Source organism: Cupriavidus laharis (genome assembly GCF_914271435.1).
Lineage (GTDB): Bacteria > Pseudomonadota > Gammaproteobacteria > Burkholderiales > Burkholderiaceae > Cupriavidus > Cupriavidus laharis.
Map to the genome: position 1 here is coordinate 197,013 of NZ_CAJZAI010000009.1, position 13,751 is coordinate 210,763.

The 13,751-nt window shown below is 65.9% G+C and carries 14 protein-coding genes; 3 read left to right on the top strand and 11 right to left on the bottom strand.

Going from position 1 to position 13,751, the window contains the following annotated elements:
* Positions 1-25: 25 nt before the first annotated feature.
* The 3 genes from mutM to mutY all read left to right on the top strand — a co-directional run bounded on the left by mutM (position 26) and on the right by mutY (position 4,341).
* On the top strand, positions 26-880 hold the full coding sequence (mutM, locus tag LDO29_RS18960; RefSeq protein ID WP_224081332.1) for a bifunctional DNA-formamidopyrimidine glycosylase/DNA-(apurinic or apyrimidinic site) lyase: 855 nt from the start codon (positions 26-28) through the stop codon (positions 878-880).
* A gap of 222 nt (positions 881-1,102) precedes the next feature.
* Entirely contained in the window at positions 1,103-3,058 is a 1,956-nt protein-coding gene (locus LDO29_RS18965; RefSeq protein WP_224081333.1) for a dynamin family protein, read from the top strand.
* 104 nt (positions 3,059-3,162) lie between these two features.
* Positions 3,163-4,341, top strand: coding sequence for an A/G-specific adenine glycosylase (mutY, locus tag LDO29_RS18970; RefSeq protein ID WP_224081334.1), 1,179 nt, complete (start codon positions 3,163-3,165; stop codon positions 4,339-4,341).
* A 24-nt stretch (positions 4,342-4,365) separates the two neighbouring features.
* Here the strand turns inward: mutY and LDO29_RS18975 are convergent, their stop codons facing one another.
* From LDO29_RS18975 to LDO29_RS19025, 11 genes are all read right to left on the bottom strand, one after another.
* Positions 4,366-5,028 (bottom strand): LON peptidase substrate-binding domain-containing protein, encoded by a 663-nt coding sequence (locus LDO29_RS18975; RefSeq protein WP_224081335.1) that lies wholly within the window; start codon positions 5,026-5,028, stop codon positions 4,366-4,368.
* A gap of 111 nt (positions 5,029-5,139) precedes the next feature.
* Complete coding sequence (rapZ, locus tag LDO29_RS18980) at positions 5,140-6,024, bottom strand: RNase adapter RapZ (protein ID WP_224081336.1); 885 nt, start codon at positions 6,022-6,024, stop codon at positions 5,140-5,142.
* A gap of 108 nt (positions 6,025-6,132) precedes the next feature.
* On the bottom strand, positions 6,133-6,486 hold the full coding sequence (locus LDO29_RS18985; RefSeq protein WP_224081337.1) for a PsiF family protein: 354 nt from the start codon (positions 6,484-6,486) through the stop codon (positions 6,133-6,135).
* A gap of 176 nt (positions 6,487-6,662) precedes the next feature.
* Positions 6,663-7,634 (bottom strand): HPr(Ser) kinase/phosphatase, encoded by a 972-nt coding sequence (gene hprK, locus LDO29_RS18990; protein ID WP_011296542.1) that lies wholly within the window; start codon positions 7,632-7,634, stop codon positions 6,663-6,665.
* A 74-nt stretch (positions 7,635-7,708) separates the two neighbouring features.
* Positions 7,709-8,164 carry a PTS IIA-like nitrogen regulatory protein PtsN gene (gene ptsN / locus LDO29_RS18995; RefSeq protein ID WP_224081338.1) on the bottom strand — a complete coding sequence of 152 codons (456 nt, stop codon included), beginning with the start codon at positions 8,162-8,164 and terminating at the stop codon, positions 7,709-7,711.
* A 382-nt stretch (positions 8,165-8,546) separates the two neighbouring features.
* On the bottom strand, positions 8,547-8,897 hold the full coding sequence (gene hpf, locus LDO29_RS19000) for a ribosome hibernation-promoting factor, HPF/YfiA family (RefSeq protein ID WP_211947099.1): 351 nt from the start codon (positions 8,895-8,897) through the stop codon (positions 8,547-8,549).
* Positions 8,898-8,946: 49 nt separating this feature from the next.
* The gene (locus LDO29_RS19005) at positions 8,947-10,425 is read right to left on the bottom strand and encodes an RNA polymerase factor sigma-54 (RefSeq protein ID WP_224081339.1); all 1,479 of its coding nucleotides are present in this window, start codon (positions 10,423-10,425) and stop codon (positions 8,947-8,949) included.
* Between the two features lie 98 nt (positions 10,426-10,523).
* Positions 10,524-11,324, bottom strand: a complete 801-nt coding sequence (gene lptB / locus LDO29_RS19010) for an LPS export ABC transporter ATP-binding protein (protein ID WP_224081340.1) — start codon at positions 11,322-11,324, stop codon at positions 10,524-10,526.
* Between the two features lie 29 nt (positions 11,325-11,353).
* Positions 11,354-12,004 carry a lipopolysaccharide transport periplasmic protein LptA gene (gene lptA, locus LDO29_RS19015; RefSeq protein WP_224081341.1) on the bottom strand — a complete coding sequence of 217 codons (651 nt, stop codon included), beginning with the start codon at positions 12,002-12,004 and terminating at the stop codon, positions 11,354-11,356.
* An 87-nt stretch (positions 12,005-12,091) separates the two neighbouring features.
* Positions 12,092-12,718: an LPS export ABC transporter periplasmic protein LptC gene (gene lptC, locus LDO29_RS19020; RefSeq protein ID WP_224081342.1), complete on the bottom strand. Its 627-nt coding sequence runs from the start codon at positions 12,716-12,718 to the stop codon at positions 12,092-12,094.
* 25 nt (positions 12,719-12,743) lie between these two features.
* On the bottom strand, positions 12,744-13,727 hold the full coding sequence (locus tag LDO29_RS19025; protein WP_224081343.1) for a KpsF/GutQ family sugar-phosphate isomerase: 984 nt from the start codon (positions 13,725-13,727) through the stop codon (positions 12,744-12,746).
* Positions 13,728-13,751: the final 24 nt, after the last annotated feature.

Genomic DNA, 13,751 nt, shown 5'->3' on the forward strand with positions numbered 1-13,751 from the left:
GAGCGGTAACCAACGGAGAGGTTCGATGCCTGAATTGCCGGAGGTCGAAGTGACCCGGCGCGGCCTGTTGCCGCATGTGGTGGGGCGGCGTATTGCCGACGTGACCGTGCGCCACCGGGGCCTGCGCTGGCCGGTCGACGACGATCTGGAGGCACGCCTGGCCGGGCGCCAGGTGCGGCGTATCGAACGGCGGGGCAAGTACCTGCTGCTCGAGTGCGTCGATGAAGCCACCGGCGACGCCGGCTGGCTGCTGGTCCACCTGGGCATGACCGGAACGCTGCGGGTGCTGCCCGATGCGCCGCCCGCCGGCGCCCACGACCACCTGGACCTGGCGCTGGCCGACGCCGGCGGCAGCCGTATCGTGCTGCGCTTTCGCGATCCGCGCCGTTTCGGTGCCGTGCTCTGGAGTCCGCTGAGCGAGGCCATGCTGTCCGGCCACCCGCTGCTGCGCGGCCTGGGCATTGAGCCGTTCGATCCGCATTTCGACGGCGGCTGGCTGCACCGCCATACGCGCGGGCGTTCCGCCGCGATCAAGACCGTGCTGCTGGCCGGCAATATCGTGGTGGGTGTCGGCAACATCTACGCCTCGGAAAGCCTGTTCCGCGCCGGCATCCGCCCGACCACGCCGGCCGGCCGGCTGAGCCTGGCGCGCTGCGAGCGGCTGGCGCTGGCCGTGCGCGAAACCCTGGCGCAGGCTATCGAACGCGGCGGCAGCACGCTGCGCGACTTTGTCGGCAGCGACGGCGCCAGCGGATATTTCCAGCTCGACTGCTTTGTCTACGATCGCGCCGGGGAGCCTTGCCGGGTCTGCGGCACGCCGGTGCGGCAGATCGTCCAGGGTCAGCGTTCCACCTTCTACTGCACGCATTGCCAGCACTGAAGCGCGGTGCATTCGCGGGTACGGGAGGCCCTTCCGGGCCTGTGTCGATGGCTCGGCGCAACACTCTGCCGCCAAGCGGCGTGAATTCCACAAAAGCGCCACAAAAGCGCCCCGGAAACCTGTATCTTGTGCGCAGTCATAAAAAGTTACAAAAACGCGCCGACCTGCAAAATCGGCACTTGCGCCAGATTGCCGGACAGGGAACCTAGCCGAACCGCCGCCATGACAACGCTCGCCCACCAATTTGAACAATACGGTGCCTGGAGAACCGGGGTACTCCAGTCGCTGGCCGAATTCCAGTCGTGGCTGCAACAGCACGACCTCTACGATGCGACGGCCGAGGAGCGCGTGCAGCGCATCCAGAGCGTGCTGCGCAGCGACCGGCTCAAGGTCGCCTTCATCGCCGAGTTCTCGCGCGGCAAGAGCGAGCTGATCAACGCCATCTTCTTTGCCGATTACGGGCGCCGCATCCTGCCGTCGTCGGCCGGGCGCACCACCATGTGCCCGACGGAGCTGCGCTACGACGAGCATGAGCCGCCCAGCATCCGCCTGCTGCCGATCGAAACCCGGTTGCAGGAGGCCTCGACCGCGGATTTCCTGGAGGCCGGCACGTCCGCCTCGCACTGGCACTCTGTGCCGCTGGACCCGTCGTCGCCCGAGGGCATGCTGGCGGCGTTCCAGCATGTGGTCGAGACCATCCGCGTGCCGCCGGCCCAGGCCGAGTCGCTGGGCCTGTACCACGAGGAAGACCCGGACGCCGCCTATGCGGTGGATGCCGAAGGCATGGTCGAGATCTCGCGCTGGCGCCATGCGGTCATCAATTTCCCGCACCCGCTGCTGCGCCAGGGGCTGGTCATTCTCGACACGCCGGGGCTGAATGCGATCGGTACGGAGCCCGAACTGACGCTGCGCCTGATTCCCGACGCGCACGTGGTGGTGTTCGTGCTGGCCGCGGACGCCGGCGTGACCAAGAGCGACCTCGAGCTCTGGCGCGGGCACGTGGGCGCCGGCCATCGCCGTGGCTGCCTGGCCGTGCTCAACAAGATCGACGGCCTGTGGGACCCGCTGAAGTCGCAGGCGGAGATCGCGAAGGAGATCTCGGGCCAGGTCACCTCGACGGCGCAAGTGCTCGGCATCGAGCAGGGGCGCGTCTATCCGGTGTCGGCGCAGAAGGGCCTGGTGGCCAAGGTCACGCATGACGAAACGCTGCTGGCGCGCAGCGGCCTGCCGCATTTCGAACGTGTGCTGTCCGACCAGCTGATCCCGCGCCGGCGCGAGATCGTTGCCGACCAGGTCCATCGCTCCGTGCAGGACATGGCGCGCGGCGCGCAGCAACTGCTGCAGGGCCGTCGCCGCGACATCGTCGAACAGCTGTTCGAGCTGCGGGGGCTGCGCGGCAAGAACCACGCGATGGTCAAGCACATGCTGATGCGCGTGCAGAGCGAGAAGGAAGAGTTCGAGCAGAGCATCAGCAAGTTCCAGGCGTTGCGCCTGGTGTTCGGCCGCCACAGCGCAGACATCATCAAGAGCCTGCAGTTGCGCGACGTGCGCAGCACCATGCGGACTGCGCGCGAGCAGATGAAGGAGCGTTTCTTCTCGCGCGGCCTGCGCGAGGATATGGACGCGTTGTTCGCGCAGCTCATCACGCTGATCACCGACGCCGACAGCAAGATCGGCCAACTGCACCAGCTCATCGACAGCATGTACCGGCGCTTCAATGCCGAGCACGGTTTTACGCTGCCGGCGCCGATGCAGTTCGTGACCACGCGCTTTGTCGCCGAACTCAAGGAGATCCTGCAACTCGTGCAGTCGCACTTCGGCACGGTCAGCATGCTGACGCGCTCGCGGCCGCATCTGGTGCAGGGCGCGTTCGATACCATGGCCAGCCGCGTGCTGGAAAATTTCCGCGACCTGAACCGCGATATCGAAGTCTGGCTCAAGTCCGTGATGACGCCGCTGGAGGCGCAGGTGCGCGAGCACCAGAAGCAGCTGCGCCGCCGCGTGGATTCGATCGAACGCATCCACGAGGCCACCGACACGCTCGAGAGCCGCATCGCCGACCTGGAAGAGGTGCTCAACGGCCTGGATGAGCGCAGCGGGCGCATCGAAGCGCATGCCCAGCGCATCATCCGCCCGGATGGGGCGGGCATGGAAGGCGAGCAGCTCGCCGTGGCCTGATCCCGGCCCGGCCGGTATATCATGTGGCGCCGCCCTGCGCGGCGCTTTCTTTTTTGGCGCGGCCCGTTTGCCTGCCGCGCCACCCATGTGTCTGACCGTCCCCGATGCCCCGCAAGTCCGCCCCCGCTGTCTCGTCCGTCAATGCCGCCGCCGTGCCGCCCGATATCCATGTTCCCGCCGATTTCGGCGCGCGCGTGGTCGACTGGCAGCGCGTGCATGGCCGGCATGACCTGCCGTGGCAGAACACGCGCGACCCGTACCGGATCTGGCTGTCGGAAATCATGCTGCAGCAGACGCAGGTGAGCGCGGTCATCGACTATTTCCAGCGCTTCGTCGCGCAGCTGCCGACCGTGCAGGCGCTGGCCGCTGCGCCCGCGGACCAGGTGATGGCGCTATGGGCGGGGCTGGGCTACTACTCGCGCGCGCGCAACCTGCACCGCTGCGCCATGCAGGTCGTCAGCGACCATGGCGGGCGGTTTCCGACCGATCCCGCGGTGCTGGCCACGCTGCCGGGCATTGGCCGCTCGACGGCGGCGGCCATCGCGGCTTTCAGTGCGGGCGTGCGGTCCCCTATCCTCGACGGCAACGTCAAGCGCGTCTTTGCGCGCTTCTTCGGCATTCACGGCCACCCGGGCGAGCGCGTCATCGAAAGCCGCATGTGGGGGCTTGCCGAAGCCGCGCTGCCCGTGCCGGGGCCGCGCCAGGCCGACGACATGGTGGCCTACACGCAGGGCTTGATGGACCTGGGCGCGACAGTATGTTCGCGCGGCAAGCCTGCATGCCTGGCCGATGCTTTAGCGTGCCCGCTGTCGGCGGATTGCGTGGCGCGCCGCGATGGCCTGACCGCCACGCTGCCAACGCCCAAGCCGCGCGCAGCGGTGCCGGAACGCAGCACCGTGATGGTCATGGTGCGCCATGGACGCGACGTGCTGCTGCAGCTTCGACCGGACAGCGGCGTCTGGGGCGGCTTGTGGAGCCTGCCCGAGATGCCGGTGGCAACCGTGCCGTTCGACCCGGAACTCGCCGAGCAGGAAGCGCTCGGCTATGCGCGCGCCTTCGGCGAACCGTCGCGCGCGGACATGGCGGGCGAACTGGTCCACGTCTTCACGCATTTCCGGCTGCTGATCCGCGCGATCCGGGTCGACATGGCTGCGCTGTCGCTGCGCGAACCGGATTCGGGGCCGGCCCGGCGGTGGCTTTCACTCGATGATCTCGACGCGCTCGGCACGCCCGCACCGGTGCGCAAGCTGCTCGAGATGCAGGCCCGCGGCGGGCTGTTCTGAACTTCGAACGCGGCGGGGCGGGGCCTACACCATGTGGTGCTGCCGCATGTAGCGGTGCACGATCTCGATGCGCATGCCAGCATCGGGCAGCGCCATCAGCATCTGCTTGGCCTTCATCGGCACCGGCAGCAGTTCGCACAGGCGGTTGGTGACCCAGCTCGGGTCGTCCCACAGGTAGGGCTCGGCAAACGGCATGCGGTCGGGCTGCTCGGCATGCAGCCGCGTGACGATCCGGCGCAGTACCGACAGGCATTCGCCCAGCAGTTCGAGCTTGCAGTCGATGATGTCGGCAGGCAGCAGTTCGGCGCTGGCCACGATCAGCCCGTCGTCGCGCGTGCGATGCTCGAGCACGCGGAAACGCTGGCGCCCGCGCGTTTCGATCAGCAGCACGCCAAGCTGTTCCATGTTGCAATCGACGATCTCGGCCAGGCAGCCGATCGATTCCGGCACGGTTCCCTGGCCGGGGCGAGCCACTTCCTCGCCGCTGGCGATCAGGCACACGCCGAACGGCGCCGCATCGCGCAGGCAGTTGCGCACCATGTCCACATAGCGCTTCTCGAATACGCGCAACGGCAGGCGGCCGTCCGGAAACAGCACCGTATGCAGTGGGAAGAGTGGGAGGTTTTCCAGCGTCAGCGGCGTTGCGTCGACGGGAGCGGTGTGGCGGAGAAGGTCTGTCGAGGACATGCGATGGCTGGTGTTCCACTGGATCGGGGAAACCGGCCGCCGAATCGGGTGCGGCGGCCGCCATGGCTGCCAGGGCCGGATAGGCCTGGCGGCACCGGCGGACTGCAACGGCTACGTTGCCGGCGCGAGCTCGCGGTGTCTCACCAGCACATTACCATGCGCCCGGAAATAGTTGGCAAGCCTTTCCGCAATATAGACCGAACGGTGCTGTCCGCCGGTGCAGCCGATGGCTACGGTCAGGTAGCTGCGGTTGTCGGCAATGAAACTTGGCAGCCACTTTTCCACATAGGCGCGGATATCTTCGGCCATCGCCAGCACCATCGGCTGGGCCTGGAGGAAGTCGATCACCGGACCGTCGCGGCCCGTCAGCGGGCGCAGTGCCAAGTCATAGTATGGATTGGGCAGGGAGCGCACGTCGAATACCAGGTCGGCATCGCTGGGCACGCCGTGCTTGAAGCCGAACGACTCGAACAGCAGCGTCAGGTGCTCACTGTCTTCGCGGATCAGCTCCTTGATCCAGCTGCGCAGGGTATTGGTGCGCACGTTGCTGGTGTCGATGCGGTGCGCGGACTCGGCCAGCGGGCTGAGCAGTTCCCGCTCCATCTCGATGGCTTCCATCAGCGCCGTGTCATTGAACGCCGGTTCGCCGTCGGAGCCGGACGCGCCGTTGGTCAGGATCGACAACGGGTGCCGGCGCCGCGTTTCGGAGTAGCGCTGCACCAGTGCATCGGTGCTGGCCGTGAGGAACAGGACTTCAACCTGGTGGGTCCCGGCCAGCTCGCGGACCGTGTCGGGCAGGTGGTCCAGCGATTCGCGGCTGCGAATATCGGTGGCCACGCCAAGGTGCGTATAGCCTTCGGCGGCGAGGTAGCGGGCCAGGTCAGGGATGAATTGGGCCGGCAGGTTGTCGACGCAGTAGTAGCCTGCATCTTCAAGCACGTTCAGTGCGACGGATTTGCCGGAGCCGGAGATGCCGGTGATGAGGATGATGCGCATAGCATCGGAAGCATAGCATCCCGAAATGGCCACGTCATGACAGGGGCCTGCGCAAGGCAAAAATGGCGAACCGCGCGGTTCGCCATTCTGGTCAGGGACGGCTGCTGTTTACTTCGACAGGCATTCCTTCATGAACGCCTTGTACTCGTCGCCCTTCTTGCCCTTGCCTTCCTTGCTGCAGGCCGACATCTTTTCCTGCTGGGTCTTGGTCGGCTGCACGCCCTTGGCCGAAAGGCATTGTTTCATGAAGGCCTTGCGTTCGTCGCCTTTCTTGTCGCCGGCCTGCTCGTTGCAGTCTTTCATCTTCTGCTGCTGCGCGGTGGGAGCCTTGGCGGCGGATGCCGGCGCAGCCTTGGCCGGAGCGGCCGGCGTTGCTGGCGTTGCCGGGGTGGCCGGCTGGGCAAAGGCGCCAGTGGCCAGCAGCGGCGTCACCAGCATACACATCGCGATCAGTTTCTTCATGCTTGCTCTCCTGGCTGTGGAAAACTTCATGGCCGCTTTTCGCCGGCCGACGGCGGACGCAGCGGCTCCGGACTGGGCTCGATGCCCATTACAGCACAAAACGAAGGATGTCCCCACCGCGTTGACTTATTTGTCAACGCCAATGTAAGCAATTGAAAACGTGTCGCGATGCCCGATCAGAGCAGGCGGCCCTGTCCGCGCGAGACCGCGTCGGCCTGCATCGCGGCACGCTGGCGATCCATGAAGTCGCGCAGCGTGTCGATGCCGCGCAGGCGCAGGATGGTGTTGCGCACGGCGGCCTCGACCAGCACGGCGAGGTTTCGGCCGGCCGCCACCTGGATCTTGACCATATGTATCGGCAGGCCCAGCACGTCGAGGTACTGCGAGTCGAGCGGCAGGCGTTCGAACTCGCCGTCGTTGCGGCGCACCAGCTGGACCACGAGCTTCATCTTCATCTTCCGCCGCACGGCGGTCTCGCCGAAGATGGTCTTGATGTCGAGCAGGCCCAGGCCACGCACTTCCAGCAGGTTCTGCAGCAGCGGCGGGCAGCGGCCTTCAATGAAATCCGGTCCCAGCCGCACGAAGTCCACCGCATCGTCGGCCACCAGGCCGTGGCCGCGCGAGATCAGCTCCAGGCCGAGTTCGCTCTTGCCGAGGCCCGATTCGCCCATGATCAGCACCCCCATGCCGAGGATGTCCAGGAACACGCCGTGCATGGTCACGCGCGGCGCCGATATGCGGGACAGGTACAGCCGCAGGTGGTCGATTACCGCGGCCGACGAAACCGGCGTGGTGAACAGCGGCGTGGACGAGCGCGTGCAGCGCAGCTCCAGGTCCGGCGGCGGCTCCATGCCGTCGGCCACCACCAGGAACGGCGGCTCGAGCAGGATCAGCTCGCCCATCTGGCGCTTGCGGGTTTCGTCGTCCAGGCGCTGGTAGTAGGTGATCTCGGGCTTGCCCAGCACCTGGATCCGGTTCGGGTGGATCAGGTTCAGGTGGCCGACCAGGTCCGCGGCCGAGGTGGCCTCGCGGGCAAACTCCACGTCGAAGGCGCGGTCCGCACCCTCCAGGCCAGCCACCCACGAGAGTTTGATGTCGGCTGCGTTGTCGTCGAAGATCGACTGGGAGGTGACGCCGGTGAGTTCCATGCGGTATGACTTTCGGGGCGGGGGCCGTGCCGGGCTTTACGGTTGCCCGGTCTGTTGCGAGCCCAGGGGGAGGATCAGGGATGCCACTGCGTCAGGAGCTGATGGACCGCGTCGGGCGTGGCCAGCGTTGCCAGGCCTTCGCGCATGTCGCGATCCGACAGGAGCTGGGCGATTTCGGAGAGGATTTCGAGGTGCTGCTGCGTGGCCTGTTCCGGCACCAGCAGGAAGATCAGCAACGAGACGGGCTTGCCGTCAGGCGATTCGAACGGGATCGGCTCGGCCAGCCGCATGAAGGCAGCCAGCGGTTGCTTCAGCCCCTTTATGCGCCCGTGCGGAATGGCCACGCCCGCGCCGAGGCCGGTCGAACCCAGCGACTCGCGCGCAAACAGGTTGTCGGTCACGGTTGCCCGCGCCACGCCATGGTTGTTCTCGAAGAGGAGCCCGGCTTGCTCGAAGACGCGCTTCTTGCTGGTGACGCTGACGTCGAGGTTGATGTTGCCGGGTGGCAGCAGTTTGGCCAAACGATTCATGGGCGATGCGAGGATTTCAGTTAGCAGGCAGATCGGACTGCTCAGCCCGGCAACGATGCGGGGCCGGGTTGCGGCGAGGCCATGGTTTGCGAGGCGTTCGGCCATTATAGAGCAGCGTCTCCCCTGTCCTTGTGCAATGCAGCGCCGGTTCCTGTATGTCCCGGCCCGTGGTGGTGCCGCCGCACTAGGGAAGGGCGGGGGCACCGGAGTTGCCACTGGCTATGTCTTGGACAGCATACACCGAGCCGCGCCAGTTGCGAACACCCGCGCCGTTGGCCCGCGAGACGTGGCCGGCAACAGACGCAAAAAAGCCGCGCTACATGGCGCGGCTTGCTTTTATCAGTCCTTTTTCAGCGGCCAGCCTTGCGGCTGGCAGACATGATCATTGCTGTAGTTGCGATTCGGCCATCTGGTACTTGACCGCTTCACGGTCGTGGCCTTGGACACGGTCCTTGTAGCGAAGTACCTGGCGGTCCAGCTTGTCGACGAGTGCGTCGATTGCCGCATACAGGTCTTCGTGATGGGCTTCAACAAAGATGTCCTTGCCCCGGAGGTGCAGATTGATTTCCGCGTACTGCCGCCTGTCCTTTTCCTTGTGATTGTCGACTGAGAGTAGCACGCTGACGCCAATGACTTGATCGAAATGCCTGACGATACGCTCCAGCTTCGTTTCCACGTACTCACGCAGCGGGGGCGTGATGTCCAGGTGGTGTCCACTGATCTTGAAGTTCATAGCGCTTCTCCTTCTGAAAGAGCTGCACCAGGCAGGCGGTGCAACTCGGCTACAAAGTCTTGCGGAGATTGACAGCGGGGATCTTCAGGGCCTCGCGATACTTGGCGACGGTACGGCGCGCGACAACGAAGCCTTGTTCACCCAGCAATTCGGCAATTCGGCTGTCGGAAAGGGGACTCCTCGGGTCTTCGGCTCCTATGAGTTGCTTGATCAAGGCGCGGATGGCCGTTGATGAAGCCGCTCCACCTGTTTCGGTGGACACGTGGCTACCGAAGAAGTACTTCAGTTCGAAAGTACCCATCGGCGTTGCCATGTATTTATTGGTCGTCACCCGGGATATGGTTGACTCGTGTAATCCCAGTGTATCGGCAATCTCCCGCAAAACCAAGGGGCGCATCGCGATTTCGCCGTGCGTGAAGAAGTTCTTCTGACGTTCGACAATCGCCTGCGAAACGCGCAGGATCGTGTCGAACCTTTGCTGGATATTCTTGATCAGCCAGCGTGCCTCTTGCAGTTTCTGCTGCAGGCCGGCCGCACCGGATTCCCCCTTCGCGCCGCGCAGGATCTGCGCGTACATGTCGTTGATGCGCAGGCGCGGCATCACGTCGGGGTTGAGCTGCGCGATCCAGCCGCTGCCGCTCTTGCGCACGAACACGTCCGGCACCACGAAATCCGCTTCAGGCCGGCTGTAGGCGTGGCCGGGGTAGGGGGCAAGCGAGCGGATCAGCTCATGCGCGGCCTTGAGCGCCGCTTCGTCCACCTGCAATGCCTTCTTCAGGCGCGTGTAGTCGCGCACGGCAAGCAGTTCCAGATGATGGGTGACGATCGACAGCGCCAGTTCCCGCTGTGGATGCTGCAGCCGGCGCAGTTGCAGGCTCAGGCACTCGGCCGCGTTGCGAGCGGCCACCCCGGCCGGGTCGAAGCTTTGCAGCAGCGTGAGCATGGCCTGCACTTCCTCGACCTCGAATTCGAGTTCCTCGGGTAGTTCGCTGCAGATTTCCTCTAGCGACGCGCCCAGGTAGCCGTCGTCATCGAGCGACTCGATCAGGAAGATCGCCAGGCCCTTGTCGCGCGCGGATATCTTGAGCGGCGTGAGCTGCTCCATCAGGTGTTCACGCAGCGTGGGCTCGGCATCGCGCAGCTGCATGGGCGTTTTCTCGTCGTCCTCGCCTTGCGGGCGCCGTGCGAAATCGTCCAGGCTCCAGTCGCTGCCGTAATCGTCGCCGCCGTTGTCGCTGTAGCTGTCGTCCTCGCCGCCCGCACTATTGGCATTCGCTTCGCCGTTGCCTTGCGGCTCGGCAGCTGCGGGCGCCGGGGCGCTTTGCAGGTTGACCGAGCCATCTGCCGCCACGCGCAGCGGGCTTTCGATCCAGTCGTTTTCGCGCTCCAGCAGCGGATTTTCCGTCAGTGCCTGCTCGACTTCCTGCTGCAGCTCCAGCGTGGAAAGTTGCAGCAGCCGGATCGACTGCTGCAGTTGCGGCGTGAGCGCCAGATGCTGGGAGAGGCGGAGCTGTAGCGACGGTTTCATGCGACCTATTTTATGCGCATCTTTCCGATGTTGGAACGGAAATTGCTATCGCTGATGCCGCCTGATCGATTCTGCCGAGGACAGCTGCCGCCCCGGCTTCACATGCGGAAATTCTCGCCCAGGTAGACGCGGCGCACCGACTCGTTCGCGATGATGTCTTCGGGCTGGCCCGATGCGAGCACGGTGCCTTCGCTGATGATATACGCGTGGTCGCAGATGCCAAGCGTCTCGCGCACGTTGTGGTCGGTGATCAGCACGCCGATGTTGCGCGCCTTGAGGAAGCTGACGATACGCTGGATCTCGCCGACGGCGATCGGGTCCACGCCGGCGAACGGCTCGTCGAGCAGGATGAAGCGCGGCGACGACGCCAGCGCGCGCGCGATCTCCACGCGGCGGCGCTCGCCGCCCGACAGCGACAGCGCAGGATTGTTGCGCAGGTGGGCGATCTGCAGGTCGTCCAGCAGCGTATCCAGGCGGGCGTCGATCTCGGCCTTGGGCAGCGGCTTGCCATTCACGATCTGGAGCTCGAGCACCGCGCGGATGTTCTCTTCCACGTTCAGCTTGCGGAACACCGAGGCTTCCTGCGGCAGGTAGGACAAGCCCATGCGCGCGCGCTCGTGGATGGCCAGGCCGCTGATGTGCTGGCCGTCGAGCACGATATCGCCCTCGTCCAGCGCCACCAGGCCCACGATCATGTAGAACGACGTGGTCTTGCCCGCGCCGTTCGGGCCGAGCAGCCCGACGACCTCGCCGCTTTTCACCTCGAGCGACACGTCCTTGACCACCGTGCGCGACCCGTAGCGCTTCTTCAGGTGGCGCACGACCATCGTGCTGCTGTCGGCACGGACGTCGTTGGCGGCGGAAGCGGGTGTGGGGGCGAGCATGGCGGTATCGGTCATGGTGGCGGTGATGCGCTCGGGCGCGTGATTCAGGGCTTGCTGGACGGCGCGGGCGCCGGTTTCAGGTCGAGCGGCGGGGCAGCGGCTGCACCGCTCGCTTCCTGGCGCGGCGAGAGCACCGCGCGCACGCGTCCCGACGGGTTGCCGGCCGACGTGTTGTCGCCGCCGCCGGCGGCCGTGTAGAACTCGTTGCGGCTGTCATAGGTCAGTACCGCGCCGCGGATCTCGTCGACCAGCTTGGCGCCCTGCAGGCGCGCCATGCGCGCGTGGCCGATCAGCTTGGACACTTCCTGCTTGCCGTCGTATTCGATGCGGTCGCCCCAGCCGTCCATGTACTCGTCCACGCCTTCGCGCTTCTGGCGGATATACGCCTGCTTGCCGGCCTTGGCCGTGGCCACCGCGTACTGGTAGCCCTCGGGGTCGGTGCGGATTTCGGCGGCGTCGGACTTCAGTACCATGGTGCCCTTGGTCAGGACCACGTTGCCGGTCAGCGTGTAGATCTGCTTGACGTCGTCGTAGCTGGCGTTGTCGGCTTCCAGTACCAGCGGCTTGTCCCGGTCCGCGCGTTCGGCATGGGCGCCCAGCGGCGCCAGCGCCGATAACGCCACCAGTGCGGTGGCCACGGCCAGCAGCACCGGGGCGGCGCGCCGGCGGGACAAGGTCGTCAGGGAAGCAATCATGTTGGCAAGGGTCGCAGGAAGGCGGAGATTCGGACGCGATGCTCAGGTTCGCGGTGCCGCCCCGTCGCGCGCGGGCGGCTGTTGTTGTCAGGATCCCGGAGTCCGGGTGGGTGCACCGGTGATAATGGTGCCGCGTACGTTACCCAGCAATTGTACTTCGCGGGTAACGTTGTTGAAGATCAGCCCGTTGGCGGTCATGACCGACGGGCCGCGCGTGAGCTTCACTGTCTTGTCGGTCTTGACGATGTCGTCATTGACCAGGACCTGGAAGTAGTCCGACGCGGCCGTCATCAGCGGGTCCTTGGCCGGATCGGCGCCCTGTTGCCGCTCGATGAAGCCATTGCCGTACAGGTCGATGACCGAGCCTTCGGCATTCATGCGGCCGAGATCGGCGCGCGCGGTCACCGGCGGGCGGTCGGGCTCGTAGGCGCGCATGGCGGGACGGGTCACTTCGTAGGTCTGGTCGTCGTCGAAGTGGACCATCTTGTCGCCGGTGAAACGCATCTTGGTGCTGCCGTCCTGTGCGAGCTCGGTGGCCGAGAAACGCTCCATGTAGTAGTCGGGCTCGTGCTTGCGGACGGTCGGCGCCTTGGTGCCTTCCTGCTGCGAATTGATCTGCACCAGCCAGAACGTGCTGCCGGCCACCACTGCCATCAGCAGCAATGGCAGCAGCCGCAATGCGATCCCGGTGAGGGAGGACAGGAGAGCCTGCATGGTCTCGTTGCGTGCTCGCCGGGGCTCAGATGACCTTGGCCCGGGTCAGGTCGTGGATATGCAGCGCGCCTACCAGGCGCCCGTCGTGGTCGACCACCAGCAACTGGTTGATGCGGTTGGCTTCCATGACCTGCACGGCTTCGACGGCGAGCTGGTCTTCATGGATCACGTGCGGGTTACGGTGCATCACGTCGCCGATCGGCACGGTCTTCCAGTCGCGCGGGGTTTCCAGCAGGCGGCGCAGGTCGCCGTCGGTGAACACGCCGATGGCCACGCCGTCCGGGTCCACCACGGCCGTCATGGCCATGCCCTTGCGCGTGATTTCCATGAGCGCCTGGGCCAGCGGCGTGTTTTCGCGGACCTTCGGCACGGCATTGCCGGAGCGCATCACGTCGCGCACGTGGGTCAGCAGCTTGCGGCCAAGCGCACCGCCCGGGTGCGAACGGGCAAAGTCCTCTTCGCCGAAGCCGCGCGCATCGAGCACCGCCACCGCCAGCGCGTCGCCGAGCGCCAGCGCCGCCGTGGTGCTGGCCGTGGGCGCAAGGTTCAGCGGGCAGGCTTCCTTTTCCACGCCTGCGTCGAGATGCACGTCAGCGAGCTTGGCCAGGTTGGATTCCGGGTTGCCGGTGACGGAGATCAGCCGGGCGCCGATGCGCTTGACGATCGGGAGGATCGACAGCAACTCGCCGGTCTCGCCGGAATTGGAGAAGGCGACCAGCACGTCGTCGCGCGTGACCATGCCCAGGTCGCCGTGGCTGGCCTCGGCCGGGTGCACGAAGAATGCGGGCGTGCCGGTGGAGGCCAGCGTGGCAGCCACCTTGCGGCCGATATGGCCCGACTTGCCGATGCCCGACACCACGACGCGTCCGCTGCACTGCAGGACGAGTTGCACGGCGCGTGCGAAGTCGGCGGTCAGGCGCCCGGAAAGTGCGGCGACCGCGTCGGCTTCAATCTGGAGGGTACTGCGGGCGAGCCGGAGTGCTCGATCCGCATCGAAATTGGCTATCATGGCGTCGAAGTATACCAACGAATG

What these genes read in the sequence shown, in the direction of transcription:
- mutM (WP_224081332.1), top strand. Translation starts at nt 26, where the DNA reads ATGCCTGAATTGCCGGAGGTCGAAGTGACCCGGCGCGGCCTGTTGCCG.
- LDO29_RS18965 (WP_224081333.1), top strand. Translation starts at nt 1,103, where the DNA reads ATGACAACGCTCGCCCACCAATTTGAACAATACGGTGCCTGGAGAACC.
- mutY (WP_224081334.1), top strand. Translation starts at nt 3,163, where the DNA reads ATGCCCCGCAAGTCCGCCCCCGCTGTCTCGTCCGTCAATGCCGCCGCC.
- LDO29_RS18975 (WP_224081335.1), bottom strand. Translation starts at nt 5,028, where the DNA reads ATGTCCTCGACAGACCTTCTCCGCCACACCGCTCCCGTCGACGCAACG.
- rapZ (WP_224081336.1), bottom strand. Translation starts at nt 6,024, where the DNA reads ATGCGCATCATCCTCATCACCGGCATCTCCGGCTCCGGCAAATCCGTC.
- LDO29_RS18985 (WP_224081337.1), bottom strand. Translation starts at nt 6,486, where the DNA reads ATGAAGAAACTGATCGCGATGTGTATGCTGGTGACGCCGCTGCTGGCC.
- hprK (WP_011296542.1), bottom strand. Translation starts at nt 7,634, where the DNA reads ATGGAACTCACCGGCGTCACCTCCCAGTCGATCTTCGACGACAACGCA.
- ptsN (WP_224081338.1), bottom strand. Translation starts at nt 8,164, where the DNA reads ATGAATCGTTTGGCCAAACTGCTGCCACCCGGCAACATCAACCTCGAC.
- hpf (WP_211947099.1), bottom strand. Translation starts at nt 8,897, where the DNA reads ATGAACTTCAAGATCAGTGGACACCACCTGGACATCACGCCCCCGCTG.
- LDO29_RS19005 (WP_224081339.1), bottom strand. Translation starts at nt 10,425, where the DNA reads ATGAAACCGTCGCTACAGCTCCGCCTCTCCCAGCATCTGGCGCTCACG.
- lptB (WP_224081340.1), bottom strand. Translation starts at nt 11,324, where the DNA reads ATGACCGATACCGCCATGCTCGCCCCCACACCCGCTTCCGCCGCCAAC.
- lptA (WP_224081341.1), bottom strand. Translation starts at nt 12,004, where the DNA reads ATGATTGCTTCCCTGACGACCTTGTCCCGCCGGCGCGCCGCCCCGGTG.
- lptC (WP_224081342.1), bottom strand. Translation starts at nt 12,718, where the DNA reads ATGCAGGCTCTCCTGTCCTCCCTCACCGGGATCGCATTGCGGCTGCTG.
- LDO29_RS19025 (WP_224081343.1), bottom strand. Translation starts at nt 13,727, where the DNA reads ATGATAGCCAATTTCGATGCGGATCGAGCACTCCGGCTCGCCCGCAGT.